At 72.2% G+C, this 17839-nt stretch carries 20 protein-coding genes; 11 read left to right on the plus strand and 9 right to left on the minus strand.

The genetic code is table 11. The features are described from left to right. Nucleotides 1-181 precede the first annotated feature (181 nt). Nucleotides 182-910, minus strand: a complete 729-nt coding sequence (locus ABT122_RS19355) for a hypothetical protein (protein WP_351553284.1) — start codon at nucleotides 908-910, stop codon at nucleotides 182-184. A gap of 158 nt (nucleotides 911-1068) precedes the next feature. Here ABT122_RS19355 and ABT122_RS19360 point away from each other — a divergent pair, with 158 nt between their 5' ends. Genes ABT122_RS19360 through amaP form a run of 5 tightly spaced genes read left to right on the plus strand, consistent with a single transcriptional unit; the run spans nucleotide 1069 to nucleotide 3387 of the window. Further along, nucleotides 1069-1551 carry an Asp23/Gls24 family envelope stress response protein gene (locus tag ABT122_RS19360; RefSeq protein WP_351553286.1) on the plus strand — a complete coding sequence of 161 codons (483 nt, stop codon included), beginning with the start codon at nucleotides 1069-1071 and terminating at the stop codon, nucleotides 1549-1551. 45 nt (nucleotides 1552-1596) lie between these two features. Then, nucleotides 1597-1788 (plus strand): hypothetical protein, encoded by a 192-nt coding sequence (locus ABT122_RS19365; RefSeq protein WP_351553289.1) that lies wholly within the window; start codon nucleotides 1597-1599, stop codon nucleotides 1786-1788. A gap of 6 nt (nucleotides 1789-1794) precedes the next feature. Continuing rightward, nucleotides 1795-2181, plus strand: coding sequence for an Asp23/Gls24 family envelope stress response protein (locus ABT122_RS19370; protein ID WP_351553292.1), 387 nt, complete (start codon nucleotides 1795-1797; stop codon nucleotides 2179-2181). Beyond that, nucleotides 2178-2801 carry a DUF6286 domain-containing protein gene (locus ABT122_RS19375; RefSeq protein WP_351553295.1) on the plus strand — a complete coding sequence of 208 codons (624 nt, stop codon included), beginning with the start codon at nucleotides 2178-2180 and terminating at the stop codon, nucleotides 2799-2801. The genes ABT122_RS19370 and ABT122_RS19375 overlap by 4 nt, the downstream gene beginning before the upstream one ends. A 7-nt stretch (nucleotides 2802-2808) precedes the next feature. Further along, nucleotides 2809-3387, plus strand: a complete 579-nt coding sequence (gene amaP, locus ABT122_RS19380; RefSeq protein WP_351553297.1) for an alkaline shock response membrane anchor protein AmaP — start codon at nucleotides 2809-2811, stop codon at nucleotides 3385-3387. Between the two features lie 54 nt (nucleotides 3388-3441). Here the strand turns inward: amaP and ABT122_RS19385 are convergent, their stop codons facing one another. From ABT122_RS19385 to ABT122_RS19400, 4 genes are all read right to left on the minus strand, one after another. Further along, entirely contained in the window at nucleotides 3442-4197 is a 756-nt protein-coding gene (locus tag ABT122_RS19385; protein WP_351553300.1) for an SDR family oxidoreductase, read from the minus strand. Nucleotides 4198-4201: 4 nt separating this feature from the next. Continuing rightward, nucleotides 4202-5989, minus strand: coding sequence for a glycoside hydrolase family 15 protein (locus ABT122_RS19390; RefSeq protein WP_351553302.1), 1788 nt, complete (start codon nucleotides 5987-5989; stop codon nucleotides 4202-4204). A gap of 51 nt (nucleotides 5990-6040) precedes the next feature. Further along, nucleotides 6041-6832 carry an SURF1 family cytochrome oxidase biogenesis protein gene (locus ABT122_RS19395; protein ID WP_351553305.1) on the minus strand — a complete coding sequence of 264 codons (792 nt, stop codon included), beginning with the start codon at nucleotides 6830-6832 and terminating at the stop codon, nucleotides 6041-6043. A gap of 81 nt (nucleotides 6833-6913) precedes the next feature. Continuing rightward, nucleotides 6914-7915: a DEDDh family exonuclease gene (locus ABT122_RS19400; RefSeq protein ID WP_351553308.1), complete on the minus strand. Its 1002-nt coding sequence runs from the start codon at nucleotides 7913-7915 to the stop codon at nucleotides 6914-6916. Nucleotides 7916-8106: 191 nt separating this feature from the next. Here ABT122_RS19400 and ABT122_RS19405 point away from each other — a divergent pair, with 191 nt between their 5' ends. Together ABT122_RS19405 and ABT122_RS19410 are read left to right on the plus strand one after the other, a co-directional pair. Next, a complete protein-coding gene (locus ABT122_RS19405) occupies nucleotides 8107-9093 on the plus strand; it encodes a sterol desaturase family protein (RefSeq protein WP_351553311.1) in 987 nt (328 codons plus the stop codon). After that, nucleotides 9090-9761 carry a lysoplasmalogenase gene (locus ABT122_RS19410; protein WP_351553313.1) on the plus strand — a complete coding sequence of 224 codons (672 nt, stop codon included), beginning with the start codon at nucleotides 9090-9092 and terminating at the stop codon, nucleotides 9759-9761. The genes ABT122_RS19405 and ABT122_RS19410 overlap by 4 nt, the downstream gene beginning before the upstream one ends. Nucleotides 9762-9947: 186 nt before the next feature. Here the strand turns inward: ABT122_RS19410 and ABT122_RS19415 are convergent, their stop codons facing one another. Continuing rightward, entirely contained in the window at nucleotides 9948-11480 is a 1533-nt protein-coding gene (locus ABT122_RS19415) for a S8 family peptidase (protein ID WP_351553316.1), read from the minus strand. A gap of 285 nt (nucleotides 11481-11765) precedes the next feature. Here ABT122_RS19415 and ABT122_RS19420 point away from each other — a divergent pair, with 285 nt between their 5' ends. The 3 genes from ABT122_RS19420 (at nucleotide 11766) to moaA (ending at nucleotide 15005) form a co-directional block, all read left to right on the plus strand. After that, nucleotides 11766-12134 (plus strand): DUF485 domain-containing protein, encoded by a 369-nt coding sequence (locus ABT122_RS19420; RefSeq protein ID WP_351553319.1) that lies wholly within the window; start codon nucleotides 11766-11768, stop codon nucleotides 12132-12134. Between the two features lie 14 nt (nucleotides 12135-12148). Then, complete coding sequence (locus ABT122_RS19425) at nucleotides 12149-13792, plus strand: monocarboxylic acid transporter (RefSeq protein WP_351553413.1); 1644 nt, start codon at nucleotides 12149-12151, stop codon at nucleotides 13790-13792. 223 nt (nucleotides 13793-14015) lie between these two features. Next, nucleotides 14016-15005, plus strand: coding sequence for a GTP 3',8-cyclase MoaA (gene moaA / locus ABT122_RS19430; RefSeq protein WP_351553321.1), 990 nt, complete (start codon nucleotides 14016-14018; stop codon nucleotides 15003-15005). 32 nt (nucleotides 15006-15037) lie between these two features. Here the strand turns inward: moaA and ABT122_RS19435 are convergent, their stop codons facing one another. Then, nucleotides 15038-15268: a hypothetical protein gene (locus ABT122_RS19435; RefSeq protein ID WP_351553324.1), complete on the minus strand. Its 231-nt coding sequence runs from the start codon at nucleotides 15266-15268 to the stop codon at nucleotides 15038-15040. Nucleotides 15269-15457: 189 nt separating this feature from the next. After that, the gene (locus tag ABT122_RS19440) at nucleotides 15458-15892 is read right to left on the minus strand and encodes a DUF3099 domain-containing protein (RefSeq protein ID WP_351553327.1); all 435 of its coding nucleotides are present in this window, start codon (nucleotides 15890-15892) and stop codon (nucleotides 15458-15460) included. A 217-nt stretch (nucleotides 15893-16109) separates the two neighbouring features. Here ABT122_RS19440 and ABT122_RS19445 point away from each other — a divergent pair, with 217 nt between their 5' ends. Next, nucleotides 16110-16385, plus strand: a complete 276-nt coding sequence (locus ABT122_RS19445; RefSeq protein WP_351553330.1) for a GlsB/YeaQ/YmgE family stress response membrane protein — start codon at nucleotides 16110-16112, stop codon at nucleotides 16383-16385. A gap of 114 nt (nucleotides 16386-16499) precedes the next feature. Here the strand turns inward: ABT122_RS19445 and tyrS are convergent, their stop codons facing one another. Then, entirely contained in the window at nucleotides 16500-17762 is a 1263-nt protein-coding gene (gene tyrS / locus ABT122_RS19450; RefSeq protein WP_351553333.1) for a tyrosine--tRNA ligase, read from the minus strand. Between the last annotated feature and the right edge of the window lie 77 nt (nucleotides 17763-17839).

Genomic DNA, 17839 nt, shown 5'->3' on the forward strand with positions numbered 1-17839 from the left:
ATGGCGGCCGGGGGAGGTCCCAAGCCCAGGCACGGCGGCCCGGGGGAGGCCCGGGCCCAGGTGCCCGAGGGGCGGGGAGGCTCAGGCACCCGGCCCTGTTCGCCGTTCCGGGCCGTTCCGGGCCGTTCCAGGCTGATCCGGGCCGTTCCGGGCCGTTTCGGGCTGATCCGGAGGGAAGCCCCTACCCCGACACCCCGGTGACCACCACCGCCACCGGGCCGCCGTCCGGGAGGGCCGCCGATACCGCGCTCCGTACCGCTCGCACCACCGTCGGCGGGTGGTGTCCGGGCGACGTCGCCAGCTCCACCCGGACATGGTCGGGGGCGAGCCGTACCGCCGCTCCCAGAGCGGCCGTCAGCCGGGCGACCCCCGGGACCCCGGTGGCCGCCGCCGCGACCCGAGCCGAAGGGCCCTCCGCCACCGCCTCCGGGAGGTTCGGACCCGGTGTCTCCCCGGGCCGTACCCCGGGTGGGGGAGTGCCCCGCACCTTTTCCCCCGCGCCCCCGGCCCGGCCGGTCTCCCCGGGCTCCACCAGCGCCGTGACCCGCAGATCCACCTCCCGGACCGCGAGGCCCAGGGTGTCGATCGCGGCCGAGAACAGCGCCTCGCGCAGCGTCGCCGCGACGGCGGGCAGCGGCCGGTCCGCCGTCGCGGCGAACTCGGCCTCCACCCGGAGCGGGCCCGGCGGCAGCGCGCTCGGCGGCGCGGGAACGGCGGGGGCGCCCGCGCGCGCCGGATCGGCGAGCGCCAGCCGCACCTTCCCCGGCTCCACCCCCGCGATCTCCACGGCCGCGCGCCGCAGCACCGCCACGGCCGCCTCCTCGGTCAGCCAGGCTCCGTCCGCGGCCTCGCCCAGCGGCAGCAGTCTGCCGAGGCCCAGCCGCCGTCGTACCGCATCAGCAGTGGTCATTGCCCCAGCCTGCCCCATCCCCGGGGCGGAAGAGCGCAACCGCACTTAATGTGGGCTACAGGGTGTCCTCGGGATCACCCATGAGCCCGGTGTGATCCGTCACGCACCCCGGGCACGGCCTGGACATCCCGGAGCAATCCCGGAAAGGACACAAGGCGATGACCGAAAGAACCGGCAGTGACCCCTCCGGCTCGGGCGACGAGCCGAGGGAACCGAAGAAGTCGCCGTTCGGCAAGCGCGGTGGCGGGGACCCCGGTTCCCGGGGCCGCACCACCATCGCCGACGGCGTGGTGGAGAAGATCGCCGGACTGGCCGCCCGCGATGTGCTCGGTGTGCACGCCATGGGCAGCGGGCTCTCCCGCACCTTCGGCGCGGTCCGCGACCGGGTGCCGGGCGGCAACAAGTCCAATGCCACCCGTGGGGTGAAGGCCGAGGTCGGGGAGGTGCAGACCGCCCTGGACCTGGAGATCGTCGTCGACTACGGAGTCTCCATCGCCGATGTCGCCCGCGCGGTCCGGGAGAACGTGATCTCCGCCGTGGAGCGGATGACGGGCCTGGAGGTCGTCGAGGTCAATATCGCGGTCAGCGATGTGAAACTGCCCGAGGACGAAGAGGACGAGCCCGAGCCGCGCCTTCAGTGATCCGCGGTTCCGGTTCCGGACCCCTGTCCCAGTAGAGGAGCTCAGATGAGCATGGCTGTGGTCGGCATGGTGGCCGGCATGGCACTCGGCTTCGCCGGGTACTTCGGCGGCTTCGGCGCGTTTCTGCTGATCGCCGCACTCGGCGCGGTCGGGTTCGTGGTCGGCCGCTTCCTGGAGGGCGATCTCGATGTCGGCGATCTCTTCCGCGGTCGCGAGCGCGGCGACCGGCGGCGGTGACGCGGAGTGCCCACGGAGCACGACGGCGGCGAGGACCCCGGCGGGCGCCCCGGTGAGCGGGTCGCGGCGGCGGACCGGGGCGCGACCGTCATCGCCGACCGGGTCGTGGCGAAGATCGCCGCACAGGCGGCCCGCGAGGCGATCGGGACCGTACCGGAGGGCGGCCGGGCCCCGCACGCGACGGTCGTGGTGCGCCACGACGCCGCCCGGGTGCGGATCAGCCTCGACCTGGACTACCCCGGCGACATCGGGGGGCAGTGCGGCGCGGTGCGCCGCCGGGTCACCGAACGGGTCGGGACCCTCGCCGGAATGACCGTGCCCGAGGTGTCGGTCCTGGTCGAACAGCTCCACTCGCCCCACACCCGGGGCGCCGCGGGCGGGAGAATCCGATGAGCGCCCCCACCGCGCCGCCCGCCGGTCCCTCCCCCGCCACCGAGCCGTTCCTGGTGCCGGCCCACAAGAAGATGCGGGGCGGACGCTTCTGGTCCGTGCGCCGGCTCCCGGCCGCGCTGCTCGCCCTGGTGGTGCTCGGCGGTGCGGGCCTGCTGCTCTACGACATCGTGGCGGTACGGGCGGACCGGCCGGCCATGCAGTGGCGGCGCGACGCCGCGGACCACCTCGCCCGCTGGCGTCTCGACGAGACCTGGGTGCTCGCGGTCGCGGCGGCGCTTGCCCTTCTCGGCCTCTGGCTGATCCTCCTCGCCCTCACCCCGGGGCTGCGCCGGCTGCTGCCGATGCGCCGTCACGACTCGTCCGTACGGGCGTGTCTCACCCGGGAGGCGGCGGGGCAGGTGCTGCGGGACCGGGCGATGGAGGTCCCCGGGGTGCGGTCCGCCCGGGTGCGGACGGGCCGGCGCAAGGTCTCGGTGCGGGCCCGCTCCCACTTCCGCGAACTCGACGACGTACGCGCCGATCTGGACCGGGCGCTCGGTACGGCGCTCACCGAACTCGGCCTCGCCAAACCGCTGTCCCTGGCGGTACGGGTGTCCCGGCCACCGGTCAAGAAGGGGTGACCCGCGCATGCTCTCGGTCGTCAATCGTGTGCTGCTCGGTCTGGCGGGGCTGGTGCTGACCGCGGTGGGGGGCGCGGTGCTCGCCGCCGGCACCGGTCTCTCCGTACCGTCCTGGTGGCCCTGGTACGGACCCCGGGATGTGCTGCTGAGCACGGCGGACCGGGTGCGGTGGCGCGACGAGAGCTGGTGGTGGCCCGCGGTGATCGGCGGGCTGGCGGTCCTGGTGCTGCTCGCGCTCTGGCTCCTCCTCGCGCAGTTGCGCCGGCGCAGGCTGAGCGAGGTGCTGGTGGACAGCGGCGACGGCGAGGGGGCACGGCTGCGGGGGCGGGCGCTGGAAGGGGCCCTGGAAGGGGAGGCGGGGGCGCTGGAAGGGGTCGAGCGGGCACGGGTGAGGCTGACGGGGAGACGGGGCGAGCCGGTGGCGAGGGTGGGGCTGGTGCTGGAGCCGCACGCCTCGCCGGCGCGGACGCTGGAGCGCCTCACCTCGGAGGCGGTGGCGCACGCCCGCGACTCGGCGTCCCTCCCGGCCCTCCCCACGGAGGCCCGTCTGACATCCCCCAAGCACCACCCCCACCGGGTGACCTGACTCCCGCGCGGGCCGGACCCCGCACCGAGGGGGCCGGGAAGCGGCCCGGCGGGGTCAGAAGCCGTGGCGGGCGCCGCCGTCCACCGGCACCATCACCCCCGTCAGATACGACGCCCCCGGCGACAGCAGAAACGCCGCCACCCTCCCGAACTCCTCCGGCGCCCCGTACCTCCGCAGCGGAATCCGCGACTCGTTCCCCGCCCTGGCCCCCTCCGCGTCCCCGGACAGCGCGTCCAGCTCCCGCACCCGGTCCGTGTCGATCCGTGCCGGCAGCAGCCCCACCACCCGGATTCCGCGCGGGCCCACCTCGTCCGCGAGGGACTTCGCGAATCCGGCGAGGCCCGGCCGCAGGCCGTTGGAGATCGTCAGCCCCGGGATCGGCTCGTGGACCGAGGCGGAGAGCACCAACCCGATCACCCCGCCCTCGCCCAGCTCCGCGGCGGCGGTGCGGGCCATCCGCACCGCCCCCAGGAACACCGACTCGAACGCCGCCCGCCACTGCTCGTCCGTGTTGTCCGCGGCCGACCCCGGGGCCGGGCCGCCCACGCTGATCAGCACTCCGTCGAACCGCCCGAAGTGGGCGCGGGCCGCCGCGATCAGCCGTTCCGCCGCGGACGGGTCGGCGTTGTCCACCGCCACACCGACGGCGTCGGGGCCGAGCGCCCCCGCGGCGTCCGTCACGGTCTTCTCGTCCCGCCCGGAGACGACCACCTTCGCCCCGTCGGCGACCAGCGCCTTCGCCGAGGCGTTGCCCAGCCCGCGCGAGCCGCCGGTGACCACATAGACACGATCCCTCAGTCCAAGATCCATGCCCCTATCCTCCACTCTCCTCCCTGCCGAGCGCGAGGGCCGTCGTCACCAGCGCGATATGGCTGAACGCCTGGGGGAAGTTCCCCAGCTGCCGGCCCGCCGCCGGGTCGTACTCCTCGGCGAGCAGCCCGACATCGTTGCGGAGTGCGAGCAGCCGCTCGAACAGCTCCCGCGCCTCCTTCGTCCGGCCCGTCATCCGCAGCGCGTCCGCCAGCCAGAACGAGCACGCGAGGAACGCCCCCTCGTCCCCGGGCAGCCCGTCGACCGCCGCGCCCTCGGCGCTGTAGCGGCGCACCAGCCCGCCCGTCATGCCCAACTCCTCGCGGACCGCGTCGACGGTCCCGACGACCCGGGGGTCGTCCGGCGGCAGAAAGCCGACCCGGGGGATGAGCAGCGTCGCCGCGTCCAGCTCGGCGGAGCCGTACGACTGGGTGAAGGTGTTCCGCACCGGGTCGTACCCCCGCTCGCACACCTCCCGGTGGACCTCGTCCCGCATCGCGCGCCACCGCCCCGCGTCGCCGCGCAGCGAGGGGTCGGACTCCAGGGTCCGCACCGCCCGGTCGGCCGCCACCCACGCCATCACCTTGGAGTGGACGAAGTGCCGCCGCGGGCCGCGCACCTCCCAGAGCCCCTCGTCCGGCTCGCGCCACTTGGACTCCAGGAAGCCCAGCAGGCTGAGCTGGAGGTACCAGGCGTGCCGCTGGGAGGGCAGCCCCGCCTCCCGGGCCAGGAAGAGGGAGTCCATCACCTCGCCGTACACATCGAGCTGAAGCTGTTTCACGGCCGCGTTGCCGGTGCGCACGGGCGCCGAGCCGGCGTAGCCGCCGAGCCACGGCAGCTCCGTCTCCGGGAGCCGGCGCTCCCCGGCCAGCCCGTACATGATCTGGAGGTCGGCCGGATCGCCGGCCACGGCCCGCAGCAGCCAGTCCCGCCAGGCGGCGGCCTCCTCCTGGTAGCCGGCGTCGAGCAGGGCGTCCAGGGTGAGGGTGGAGTCCCGCAGCCAGCAGAAGCGGTAGTCCCAGTTCCGTACCCCGCCCAGCTCCTCCGGGAGCGAGGTGGTCGGCGCGGCGACGATCCCGCCCGTCGGGCCGTAGGTGAGTGCCTTCAGGGTGATCAGCGAGCGGACCACGGCCTCCCGGTAGGGCCCTTCGGTCCGGCAGCGGCCGGCCCACTCCGCCCAGTCCCGCAGGCTGGACTCCAGCGCCTCGGCGGGGTCCACCCGGTCGGGCCGCTGCCGGTGCGAGGGGTGCCAGGAGAGGATGAAGGACACCTTCTCGCCCGCGCCGACCGTGAAGGACGAGACGGTGCTGAACTGCTGTCCCCAGGTCTTGACCTGGGGCTCGCTGCGCAGCCATACGGAGTCGGGGCCGGCGACCGCCACCCGGTGGCCGTCCGCCCGCCGCATCCAGGGCACGACCGAGCCGTAGTCGAAGCGCAGCCGCAGCACCGACTCCATCTCCACCGAGCCGCTGAGCCCCTCCACGATGCGCACCACGTCGGGCACCTCGTCGCGCTGCGGCATGAAGTCGATGACCTTGACCGTGCCGGTGCGGGTCTCCCACACGGACTCCAGGACGAGCGAGTCACCGGCGTAGCCGCGGCGGGCGCAGGGGCCGGAGCCCTTGGGGGCGATCCGCCAGTGACCGTTGTCCCGGTCGCCGAGGATGGCGGCGAAGCAGGCCGCGGAGTCGAAGCGGGGCAGACAGAGCCAGTCGATGGAGCCGTCCGTGCCGACCAGGGCCGCCGTCTGGAGATCGCCGATCAGGGCGTAGTCCTCGATGCGTAGCGTCACGCAGTGGCGCATTCCCGCCGGGGGCCGGGGCCAATCAGGCGCGGCGCGGTGTCAGGCGTTCGCCGGGACCGGCTCCGGGGTGGTTCCGGCGGCCGCCGCCGCACGCCGGTCGCGCACCTCGCGGCGGACGAGGATCACCCAGCCGATGGGGACTCCGGCGGTGAACAGCCACCACTGGACGGCGTAGGCCATATGGGCGCCGATGGAGTCGTGGTCGGGCGCGGGGATCAGCTCCGGGGACTTCTCGCCGTCCTTCCGGCCGGTCTGCTCCAGATACCCGCCGAGCACCTGCTTGCCGAGCAGTTCGGACTGCTGCTCGCTGTTGATCAGCATCACCTGGCGGTCGGGCAGCCCGGCGAGGTCCTTGATTCCGCTGCCCCGGGTGGTCTCGTCCGCCTTCAGCCGGCCGGTGACGGTGACCTCGCCCCGGGGCGCGGGCGGCACCGCCGGGTACGCCGTCTGGTGGGGCGCCGCCGGAATCCAGCCGCGGTTGACCAGGACCACCCGGCCGTCGGTGAGGACCAGCGGGGTCAGCACATGGACGCCGACCTTCTCGTCGACGTTGGTGCGGCGCCGGACGACGACCTCGCCGTCGGTGTCGTAGGTGCCGGTGGCGGTGATCGCGCGCCAGTAGTCCGAGCGCGGTACGGAGTGCCCGGGGGAGGTCAGCTCGGTCACCGGGACCGGCGCGGCCTCCAGATTGCGCGCGATGAGCGCGTTCTGCTCGACCCGGCGCTCATGGCGGTGGAACTGCCAGAAGCCCAGCTCGATCATCGTCGGGATGAGCACGAGGCCGATGAGGGTGAGGATCACCCACTGCCGGGACAACAGGAAGCGGTACACGGCGTCGACCGTACCTCCTGCCCCGGCGGTGCCTCGCGGGGGGTCCCGCTCACCGATCCGGCCTGATCCGAAAGAGACGGCCTAGACCCTCCCGGCTCCGTCGGCCGGGGTCACATCGCGCAGCAGCTGGGTGAAGGCCGCCTCGTCCATCACCGGGGTGCCGTAGGACGCGGCCTTGACGGTCTTGGAGGTCGCCGCGCCCGGATCGTTGGTCACCAGCAGGCTCGTCAGCCGGGAGACGCTGGTGGCGATGTGCAGTCCCGCCTCGATGGCGCGGTCCTCCAGCAGCTCCCGGTCGATGGAGGTGTCGCCGGAGAACGCCACCCGCATGCCCTGTTTCAGCGGCTTCCCCGGCTCGTACCGCCCCGGGTTGGGGTGGGGGCAGGCGGGCCGCTTCCGCGAGGGGCGCCAGCTTCCCTGGCCGTACCGTCCGGACGGCCCGAAGGACGGGGGGCCGCCGGGGCGGGGAGCGGCGGGGGAGTCCGACCACTCGGTCAGCGGACGGCACTCCAGCAGCGGCAGCCGCACGCCGTCCCGGGCCGCGCTGTGCAGGCTGGGGCGGAAGGCCTCGGCCAGCACCCGGGCGTCGTCCAGCGCGTGGTGGGCGCGCTCCTGGACGACACCGAAGTGGGCCGCCAGCGACTCCAGCTTGTGATTGGGCAGCGGCAGCGCCAGCTCCTTGGCGAGCGCGATGGTGCACAGCCGCTGCCGGGTGGGCGCGGCCCGCTGGGCGCGGGCGTACTCCCGGGCGATCATGGACCAGTCGAAGACGGCGTTGTGCGCGACGAGCACCCGGTCGGCCAGCCGCTCGGAGAAGTCGTCGGCGATGTCCCCGAAGAGCGGGGCGCCTTCGAGCACCTCGCTGGTGAGCCCGTGAATCCACACCGGGCCCGGGTCGCGCTCCGGGTTCACCAGTGTGTACCAGTGGTCCTGGACCTCGCCGAAGGCGTCCAGCCGGTACACGGCAGCGGAGACTATCCGGTCGTCGCGGGCGAGGCCGGTGGTCTCCACGTCGACGACCGCGTACCCCTCGGGATACGCGGCCGGCCACGCCGTCGCTGCTGCGGTGCTGTCATCGAGCATGGTCACAGAGAATACGGGCCCCCACTGACAGGGCCCGATCCGACCGCCCGGTACCGGCCCCTCCCGCCGCCGTGCTCCGCGCGGGCGCGGGGAGTTGGCGGAACTCACCAAAACGAGCTGACAATCCGTCTCACATACTTGTGGGTAACACCATCTAGCCCCGTCCGGGCCGCCGCCTCTACGGTGCACCCATGCCGAACCCGCCCGACGTCGTGCTGTGGTCCATACCCGCCTTTGTGCTGCTCACCGCGGTGGAGATGGCCGCCTGCCGGTTCCGCCCCGACGAGCGCGCCGCGGGCTGGGACGGCAAGGACGCGGCCACCAGCGTCACCATGGGACTCGGCAGCATCGTCTTCGACTTCCTCTGGAAGATCCCCGCTGTCGCGATCCACACGGTCGTGTACGAACTCACCCCGGCCCGTGTCCCCCTCCTGTGGTGGACCCTGCCGCTGATCCTGCTCGCCCAGGACTTCCTCTACTACTGGTCCCACCGGGGCCACCACATGGTCCGCGTTCTGTGGGCCTGTCATGTGGTCCACCACTCCAGCCGGTACTTCAACCTCACCACCGCGCTGCGCCAGCCCTGGACGAGCCTGACCGTCTGGCCGTTCTATCTGCCGCTCGTCGCCTGCGGGGTGCACCCGGCCGTGGTCGCCCTCTGCGCCTCGGTCAATCTCGTCTACCAGTTCTGGGTGCACACCGAACGGGTGGGCAGGCTGCCCCGGCCGCTGGAGTACCTGTTCAACACGCCCTCCCACCACCGGGTGCACCACGCCTCCCAGGGCGGCTATCTCGACCGCAACTTCGGCGGCATCCTGATCGTCTGGGACCGGCTCTTCGGCTCCTTCGCCCCCGAGACCGAGCGGTGCGTCTTCGGCCTCACCAAGAACATCGGCACCCACAACCCCCTGCGGGTCGCCACCCATGAGTACGCCGCCATCGCCCGCGACCTGCGGGCGGCGCGCGGCTGGCGGGAGCGGGCGGGGCATCTCCTCCGGGGCCCCGGCTGGCGGCCACCCGCCCCTCCGAACCCACCCGCCCCTCCGAACCTACTCACCCCTCCAGGCCCACCCGCCCCTCCGGTCCCGGCCCCCGCCCCCGCCCCCGCCCCGGCCACTGCCCCGAGCGCCAGCCCCGCCCCCGCCCCGGCCGCGCACCTCCCCGGGAGCAGCCGATGAGCGCGCCGGACCTCCGCCCCCGGAGCCGTGTCCGCGAAACCCTCGCCCCGGCCCTCCTCACCGCCTTCGCACTCGCGGTCCTCGCCGACCTCGGCTCCCTCCTCGCGGGCGCCGAACCGGGCCACTGGATCGCCAAGCCGCTGCTGATGCCGCTGCTCGCCGCGTACACCCTGGTACGCGGCGGCCCCCGGCTCCTCGCCGCCGCGCTGCTCCTGGGCTGGGGCGGCGATGTGTTCCTGCTCCTGGACGCGGAGTGGGCCTTTCTCGCGGGCATGGGCTCCTTCGCCCTGGGCCACCTCTGCTATCTCCGCCTCTTCGGCCGCCGCCACCCGCCCGCCGGTCTCGCCCCCGCGTACGCCGTGACGCTGGTGGCCGCCGTCGCCCTGCTGTGGACCGGCCTCCCCGCCGAACTGCGCGTCCCGGTCGCCGTGTACGCCCTGCTGCTGACGGTCATGGCGTGGCGGGCCGGCGGACTCGGCCCCGTCGCCGGCGCGGGCGGCGCGCTCTTCCTGGTCTCGGACCTGATCATCGCGACGGAGGTGGCGGGATGGCCGCAGCCGCCCGCGCCCGACTTCTGGATCATGTTCCTGTACAGCACGGCCCAGCTCCTCCTCGCCCTGGGCGTCCTGGCCCACTGCCGCCGGGAGCCACCGCTCCCCGACCGCTGAGGCTGTCGCCGGCCGGGCCCGCGCACACAGCAGGGGCCGGGCGCGCCGTCCGCGCCCGGCCCCGCACACGCTCGTCCGTGCCGTGTTCCGGCAGGATCGGGGTTGTCCGTTCCGGATCTTGCCGGGCTCGGGAGCCCCGGCACCGGACCCCGCTCGCCGATCCGGCCCGATCCGGAAGGAGACTCCCTAGCGGCGCACCGCGTCCAGCGCGTCCGCGACGCCGGCGCCGTAGAAGCTGTTCTTCTGCTTGCCGCCCTCGCAGACCGCGTCCACGGTGCCGTCACCGTTGTAGTCGTACGGGTTGGTGCACGCCCGGTCGTCCGCCTGCGCGTACAGCAGACCCTTGATCGCCTGCGGGGAGGCGCCGGGGTGCTTCGACTTCAGGAGTGCGACGACTCCCGCGGCGTGCGGCGTGGCCATCGACGTACCGGCCTTGTAGAGGTACCGGCCGTTGGTGCTGGTCGAGAGGATGCGGCCGTCCACGGCCGGCGCCTCGGGCGCCTGGTAGGCGGTGCGGTCGCCGCCGGGGGCGGAGATGTCGATGACGTCGTCACCGTAGTTGGAGAACGAGGACTTCAGGTCCTTGGCGCCCAGCGAGGAGGTCGTCACCACGCCCGGGATCTGCGTCGGGATGTCCAGGCACTCGCCCGGGTCGACGGTCCGCTCCACCGGAGTGGTGTCATTGGGGCTGGTGGTGTCCTTCAGCTGGTCCGCCGCCAGGTCCATCGCGGAGTTGCCGGCCGCGGCCAGGTTCACCGCGCCCTTCTTCTCGGCGTAGACGGTGGCCCGGGAGACGGCCTCGACCAGGGCCTTCTGGTCCGGGTCGTTCTTGCAGTTGAACAGCCACGGGTCCGTGTAGTAGCTGTTGTTGGTGACCTCGACGCCCTTCTCGGCGGCCCACATGAAGCCGCAGACAACCGCCTCGGTGTAGAAGAACCCCGCCGTCGTCGACACCTTGATGCCGGAGACCTTGACGCCCGGCGCGACACCGGTGACGCCGACCCCGTTCTTCGCCGCGGCGATGGTGCCCGCGACATGGGTGCCGTGGTCGCTCTCGGTGGGACCGGGGCGCCAGGAGCCGGGTGTGGTGTCCGGCTTGCCCGACACGCAGTTGGCCGAGGCCCGCTCGTCGAAGTTGGGCGCCAGATCCGGGTGGGTGTCGTCCACTCCGGTGTCGATGACGGCGACCGTGACCTTCTTGCTGCCGAGGGTCCGCTCGTGCGCCTTGTCCGCCTTGATGGCGGGCAGGCTCCACTGGAGCGGCTCCAGCGGGTCCTGGTCCGCCGTCGCCCTGGCCACCGACGCCAGGGCCTCCTGGGCGGTCAGCGGGCGCTCGGAGTCGATCGCCGTGTCCGTCGCGGCGGCCATCGGAGCCGTACGCGTGGCACCGGCCGACTCGACGCCGCGCACCGTGCGGATCGTCTTCGCGAAGTCCGGGTTCTGCGAGTGGACGACTATGACGCCTATGCGGTCATAGGCGATCACGATCGATCCGCCGGCCTCGGCTATCGCCTTCTTCACCGTCTTGGCGGTGTGCCGGCCACCCGCGACATTGACCACGTACGACAGCTTCGGACCGTCGGTCACCACCGCGCCGGCCGGGACCGAGGCCGGAACGGCGGTGGCCGATCCCGCCGGAAGGAAGCCGAGCGAGGCCGTGAGCGCCAGACCGACGGGGAGTGCGAGGACGCGCCGCCGTCTGGTTCCCAGATGAGCCATGGGTTCTCCACATCATCCGTGACAGCCGCCCGGGCGCCGTGTGCGCCTGGACGGGTACATGACCAGCGAAGCTATCGCCGATCTTGATCACCATCAATGCGTATGAGCGGAAAACCTGAAGGGAAAGTGTCGATCCCGAAGAAAAAAGGCCGATGTTGAACCGGTCCGGCGTGCTCCCCGTGCCGTTGTCAGGAGGTGGAGCAACATCAAACCGCCTCCCTGGACCCGCTTGAACGAAGGCCCGACTTGACCATCCCCACCGCTCCCGCGTCACGAGGAGAATCCGTGGCTTCCGATGCGCCGCCACCGCCCCACGGCGGGACCGACACCAGTCCCGCACAGCCCACGACCGAGCAGTTCGTCGCGGTGCAGCAGAGCGCGGAGTTCGGCGAACTGCGCCGCACCTACCGCTCCTTCGCCTTTCCCCTGACCGTCGCGTTCATCCTCTGGTACCTCCTGTACGTCCTGCTCTCGAACTACGCGGGCGGCTTCATGGGCACCAGAGTCTTCGGCAACATCAACGTGGCGCTCGTCTTCGGTCTCGCCCAGTTCGTGACGACCTTCCTCATCGCCTGGTTCTACTCGCGGCACGCGGCGGCGAAGCTCGACCCCCGGGCCGACGCCATCAAGGCACGGATGGAGGCCGAGCTGTGAGCACCCCCGGGCCGATGGCCCCCGACCTGGTACACGCCTCCGACCTGATCCGCCTCGCCGCCTCCAGCGCCACCACCGAACACCGGCCGCTGATCATCACCCTCTTCGGCGCCTTCGTGGTGGCCACCCTCGCCATCACCGTCTGGGCGGGCCGCCAGACCAAGTCCGCCGCCGACTTCTACGCCGGCGGACGCCAGTTCACCGGCTTCCAGAACGGCCTGGCGATCTCCGGCGACTACATGTCCGCCGCGTCCTTCCTCGGCATCGCGGGCGCCATCGCCCTCTTCGGCTACGACGGCTTCCTCTACTCCATCGGCTTCCTGGTGGCCTGGCTGGTCGCCCTGCTGCTGGTCGCCGAACCGCTCCGCAACTCCGGCCGCTTCACCATGGGCGACGTCCTCGCCTACCGGATGCGCCAGCGCCCGGTCCGCACCGCCGCCGGCACCTCCACCATCGTCGTCTCCATCTTCTACCTCCTCGCGCAGATGGCCGGCGCCGGTGTCCTGGTCTCCCTGCTGCTGGGCATCACCAGCGACAGCGGCAAGGTCCTGATCGTCGCCCTCGTCGGCGTGCTGATGATCCTGTACGTCACCATCGGCGGGATGAAGGGCACCACCTGGGTCCAGATGGTCAAGGCGGTCCTCCTCATCGCGGGCACGCTCCTCATCACGTTCCTGGTGCTGCTGAAGTTCAACTTCAACATCTCCGATCTGCTGGGCACCGCCGCCGAGAAGAGCGGCCACGGCTCCGCGTTCCTGGAGCCCGGCCTCAAGTACGGCGCCACCGAGACCTCGAAGCTGGACTTCATCTCCCTCGGTATCGCGCTCGTCCTCGGCACCGCGGGGCTGCCCCACATCCTGATCCGCTTCTACACGGTGCCCACCGCGAAGGCCGCCCGGAAGTCGGTCAACTGGGCCATCGGCATCATCGGCGCCTTCTACCTCATGACGATCGCCCTCGGCTTCGGCGCCGCGGCCATCGTCGGACCGCAGGAGATCACCGCCTCCAACAAGGCCGGGAACACCGCCGCGCCGCTGCTCGCCCTCCACATCGGCGGCACCGACTCCGCGGGCGGCGCGATCCTCCTCGCCGTGATCTCCGCCGTCGCCTTCGCCACCATCCTCGCGGTGGTCGCCGGGCTCACCCTCGCCTCGTCCTCCTCCTTCGCCCATGACATCTACGCCAATGTCATCCGCCGGGGGCAGGCCACCGAGAAGGAGGAGGTCCGCGCCGCCCGCTGGGCGACCGTCGCCATCGGAGTCGTCTCCATCGGGCTCGGCGCCCTCGCCCGCGATCTCAATGTCGCCGGGCTGGTCGCCCTCGCCTTCGCCGTCGCGGCCTCCGCGAACCTGCCGACGATCCTCTACAGCCTCTTCTGGAAGAAGTTCACCACCCAGGGCGCCCTCTGGTCGATCTACGGCGGCCTGGTCTCCTCCGTGGTCCTCGTCCTCTTCTCCCCGGTCGTCTCCGGCAAGCCGACCTCGATGTTCAAGAACGCCGACTTCTACATCTTCCCGCTGGAGAATCCGGGCCTGGTCTCCATCCCGCTCGGCTTCCTCCTCGGCTGGCTCGGCTCGGTGCTGTCGAAGGAGAAGCCCGACGCCGGGAAGTACGCGGAACTGGAGGTCAAGTCCCTCACCGGAACCGGAGCCCACTGATCCGGCCGTGCTCCGTCCGTCCTCCGGTCGTGCTCCGGCGCGGCTCCGTCCGGGCCTCCCGGCAGAGCCGCGCCGGTCTCCGCGCCGGTCTCCGCACCCGTTTCCGGGGCGGACGGGCCCGGTGGTGTCAGTGGTCTGACGTAGGCTCGGTGGGAGAGCAGTCACCGAACAGTGCCGCAACCCTGCGGAGCCTCGCACCACCGGATTCGGGGAGGGACCCGCGTTGCTCGTCGACTCGTACCGCCGTGTCGCCACCGACCTGCGTGTTTCCCTCACCGACCGATGCAATCTGCGGTGTACGTACTGCATGCCGGAGGAGGGCCTCCAGTGGCTCGCCAAGCCCGACCTCCTCGATGACGACGAGATAGTCCGGCTGATACGGATCGCGGTCACCCTCCTCGGCGTCACCGAGGTCCGCTTCACCGGCGGGGAGCCCCTGCTCCGCCCCGGCCTCGTCGGGATCGTGGAGCGCTGCGCCCGCCTCGGCCCGCGCCCCCGGATGTCGCTGACCACCAACGGCATCGGCCTCCAGCGCACCGCCGGCGCCCTGCGCGCCGCCGGTCTCGACCGGGTCAATGTCTCGCTGGACACCCTGCGCCCCGAGGTCTTCCGGAAGCTCACCCGCCGCGACCGCCACCATGACGTCCTCGACGGCCTCCGGGCCGCCCGCGCCGCGGGGCTCACCCCCGTCAAGGTCAACACCGTCCTCATGCCCGGCCTCAACGACGACGAGGCACCCGAGCTGCTCGCCTGGGCCGTCGCCGAGGGCTATCAGCTCCGCTTCATCGAGCAGATGCCGCTCGACGCCCAGCACGGCTGGAAGCGCGACGGAATGATCACCGCGGGTGACATCCTGGAGTCGCTGCGCACCCGCTTCACCCTCACCCCCGAGGGCGGCGAGGAGCGCGGATCGTCCCCCGCCGAGCGCTGGGTGGTGGACGGCGGACCGCACCGGGTCGGCGTCATCGCCTCCGTCACCCGCCCCTTCTGCGCCGCGTGCGACCGCACCCGGCTCACCGCCGACGGCCAGATCCGCACCTGCCTCTTCGCCCGCGAGGAGACCGATCTGCGCGCCGCACTGCGTTCGGAGGCGTCCGACGAGGAGATAGCCCGGCTCTGGAAGGTGGCCATGTGGGGCAAGAAGGCGGGCTCGGGGCTGGACGATCCGGCGTTCCTCCAGCCGGAGCGCCCCATGTCGGCGATCGGCGGCTGAGACCGGCACCGGCGGACCCGGCGCCCCGGGGCTCAGCGGGAGCCGTCGGACCCCTGGGACCGCTCCCACTCCTCCAGCGCCACCACGTCCTTCAGGAAGCCGCGCACACCGAGGAACTGGGAGAGATGCTCACGGTGCTCCTCGCACGCCAGCCAGGTCTTGCGGCGCTCCGGAGTGTGCAGCTTCGGGTTGTTCCAGGCCAGCACCCACACGGCCGGCGCACGGCAGCCCTTGGCGGAACAGATCGGGGACTCGTCACTCACCAGCGCAATGCTCCACTACATGGCGACGCCGGGCAGCCACGGGGGGAGCTGCCCGGCGTCGGTCCGTCGCTCCGACGGGGGATGCGGAGCGCGTACGAAGTATGTCATGGGTAACCGGGTGCGGTGCACCGGAACTTCACGAAAGAGTCTGAGCTTTTCCTGAGGATCGCGGGCCGCCGGCGCCGGGCATCAGCCCGGCTCGCGCTCCTGACGGCTGCGCCCCGATCCGGTGCCGTCCCCGGCGCCGTACGCGGCATCCCGTCCGGTCGATTCCGGGTCGGATTCCGGCTGCGGTGCCCGGCGGGGCTTCTCCGGCTCCGGCGCCACGGCCGGCGCCAGCTCCGGGGTGAACGGTCCGCGCACATAGGCCGACGGCAGCGAAGGGGCGTTCTCCCGGCCCGCGTTGGCGATCACCACGGCGACATAGGGGAGGAGGATGCCGAGTGCCAGCGCCACGATGGCCACATGGCGTTCCACGTTCCACAGCACGGCCGCGAGAACCACCGACAGGGTCCGCACGGACATCGAGATCACATAGCGCCGCTGCCTTCCGCGCACATCGTCGGTGAGCCCCTGACGGGCCCCCGTGATCCGGAAGATCTCCGCGTCGGCCTGCTTCCGCATCACATTCCACCACCTGTTTTCCCTGCCGGACACACCTCGGTCCCGGGCCCCTCCACGGTACGCCGCACCTGCGACGCCTACGAGAGCGGGGGCGGGCCGCCCCTGATCGCTCCACCTCCGCCGAAACGCGTATGGCCCCGTCCGACATGCGCGGTAGGCCGGATGGGCCGAGACTGACGGCGTAACTGCTCACGCGGAGCCGTACGAGGAGGCAGCCATGGGCTGGTTGTGGGCGATCATCGTGGGATTTGTGCTGGGCCTGATCGCCAAGGCGATCCTGCCCGGGAAACAGCACCTTCCCTTGTGGCTGGCCACCATCTGCGGCATCGGCGGCGCGGTGCTCGGCAACTGGGCCGCGGGCGGCATGGGCATCGAGGAGACCCCGGGCTTCGACTGGGGACGGCACGCCCTCCAGCTCATCTTCGCGGTCGTCCTGGTCTTCATCGGCGACCGGGCCTGGATCGCGCTGCGCGCCAACAAACAGCGCACCTGACCCGCACCGAGCACGGCGCGCGGCGGCCGGACGGAGACTCTCCGTCCGGCCGCCGCGCCATGCCGGAGGACCCGGGCGCGCCATGCCGGCGGACCCGGACCCCCGGGGACCGGCTCAGCCGATCTCGACCGCCGCGAGATTCTTCTTGCCCCGGCGCAGCACCAGCCACCGCCCGTGCAGCAGCTCCTCCCGCGCCACCACCGCGTCCTCGGCCGTGACCTTGACATTGTTCACATAGGCCCCGCCCTCCTTCACGGTCCGCCGGGCCGCCGACTTGCTGGCCACCAGACCGACCTCCACCAGGAGATCCACCACCGGGGCCGGCTCGGCGACCTTGGCGTGCGGCAGCTCGGAGAGCGCCGATCGCAGCGTCGCCTCGTCCAGCTCGGCCAGCTCGCCCTGGCCGAAGAGCGCCTTCGACGCGTAGACCGCCGCCGCGCAGTGGTCGGCGCCGTGCACCAGCGTCGTCAGCTCCTCCGCCAGCGCCCGCTGAGCCGCCCGCGCCTGCGGACGCTCCTCGGTCAGCCGCTCCAGCTCCTCGATCTCCGCCCGGGACCGGAAGCTGAAGATCCGCAGGAACTTGGAGACATCGCGGTCGTCCGCGTTCAGCCAGAACTGGTAGAACGCGTACGGAGTGGTCCGCTCGGCGTCCAGCCAGACGGTGCCGGACTCCGTCTTCCCGAACTTGGTGCCGTCCGCCTTGGTGATCAGCGGAGTGGCCAGGGCGTGCACCACGGCCTCCGGCTCCACCCGGTGGATCAGATCGGTGCCCGTGGTGAGGTTGCCCCACTGGTCGCTGCCGCCGGTCTGGAGGGTGCAGCCGTGCCGCCGGTACAGCTCCAGGTAGTCCATCCCCTGGAGGATCTGGTAGCTGAACTCGGTGTAGCTGATCCCCGCGTCGGAGTTCAGCCGCCGGGCGACCGCCTCCTTCGCGATCATCTTGTTGACCCGGAAGTACTTGCCGACATCCCGCAGGAAGCCGATCGCCGAGAGACCCGACGTCCAGTCCAGGTTGTTGACCATGGTGGCCGCGTGCGGACCGTCGAAGTCGAGGAACCGCTCGATCTGCCCGCCCAGCCGGCCGACCCACTCGGCGACGGTCTCCGGCTCGTTCAGCGTGCGCTCGGCATTGGGCTTCGGGTCGCCGATCAGACCGGTGGCGCCGCCGACCAGGCCCAGCGGGCGGTTCCCCGCCAGCTGGAGCCGGCGCATGGTGAGGATCTGCACCAGGTTGCCCAGGTGCAGACTGGGCGCCGTCGGGTCGAAGCCGCAATAGAACGTGACGGGGCCGTCCGCGAACGCCTTCCGCAGTGCGTCCTCGTCGGTGGACTGGGCGATCAGCCCGCGCCACCGCAGCTCGTCGACGATGTCCGTCACGTCTCTCGTGTCTCCTCAGATGTGCTTCATGTGTTTCATGTGCTCTGTGCGCGTGCCGGGAGTGCCTCTCGGCCCCA

This window comes from Streptomyces sp. NPDC001985 (genome assembly GCF_040296845.1).
Taxonomy (GTDB): Bacteria; Actinomycetota; Actinomycetes; order Streptomycetales; family Streptomycetaceae; genus Streptomyces.

Bases quoted from the DNA above. Each gene is read 5' to 3' on its own strand.
- ABT122_RS19355 (WP_351553284.1), bottom strand. From the start codon at position 910: ATGACCACTGCTGATGCGGTACGACGGCGGCTGGGCCTCGGCAGACTG.
- ABT122_RS19360 (WP_351553286.1), top strand. From the start codon at position 1,069: ATGACCGAAAGAACCGGCAGTGACCCCTCCGGCTCGGGCGACGAGCCG.
- ABT122_RS19365 (WP_351553289.1), top strand. From the start codon at position 1,597: ATGAGCATGGCTGTGGTCGGCATGGTGGCCGGCATGGCACTCGGCTTC.
- ABT122_RS19375 (WP_351553295.1), top strand. From the start codon at position 2,178: ATGAGCGCCCCCACCGCGCCGCCCGCCGGTCCCTCCCCCGCCACCGAG.
- amaP (WP_351553297.1), top strand. From the start codon at position 2,809: ATGCTCTCGGTCGTCAATCGTGTGCTGCTCGGTCTGGCGGGGCTGGTG.
- ABT122_RS19385 (WP_351553300.1), bottom strand. From the start codon at position 4,197: ATGGATCTTGGACTGAGGGATCGTGTCTATGTGGTCACCGGCGGCTCG.
- ABT122_RS19400 (WP_351553308.1), bottom strand. From the start codon at position 7,915: ATGCTCGATGACAGCACCGCAGCAGCGACGGCGTGGCCGGCCGCGTAT.
- ABT122_RS19405 (WP_351553311.1), top strand. From the start codon at position 8,107: ATGCCGAACCCGCCCGACGTCGTGCTGTGGTCCATACCCGCCTTTGTG.
- ABT122_RS19410 (WP_351553313.1), top strand. From the start codon at position 9,090: ATGAGCGCGCCGGACCTCCGCCCCCGGAGCCGTGTCCGCGAAACCCTC.
- ABT122_RS19415 (WP_351553316.1), bottom strand. From the start codon at position 11,480: ATGGCTCATCTGGGAACCAGACGGCGGCGCGTCCTCGCACTCCCCGTC.
- ABT122_RS19425 (WP_351553413.1), top strand. From the start codon at position 12,149: ATGGCCCCCGACCTGGTACACGCCTCCGACCTGATCCGCCTCGCCGCC.
- ABT122_RS19440 (WP_351553327.1), bottom strand. From the start codon at position 15,892: ATGCGGAAGCAGGCCGACGCGGAGATCTTCCGGATCACGGGGGCCCGT.
- ABT122_RS19445 (WP_351553330.1), top strand. From the start codon at position 16,110: ATGGGCTGGTTGTGGGCGATCATCGTGGGATTTGTGCTGGGCCTGATC.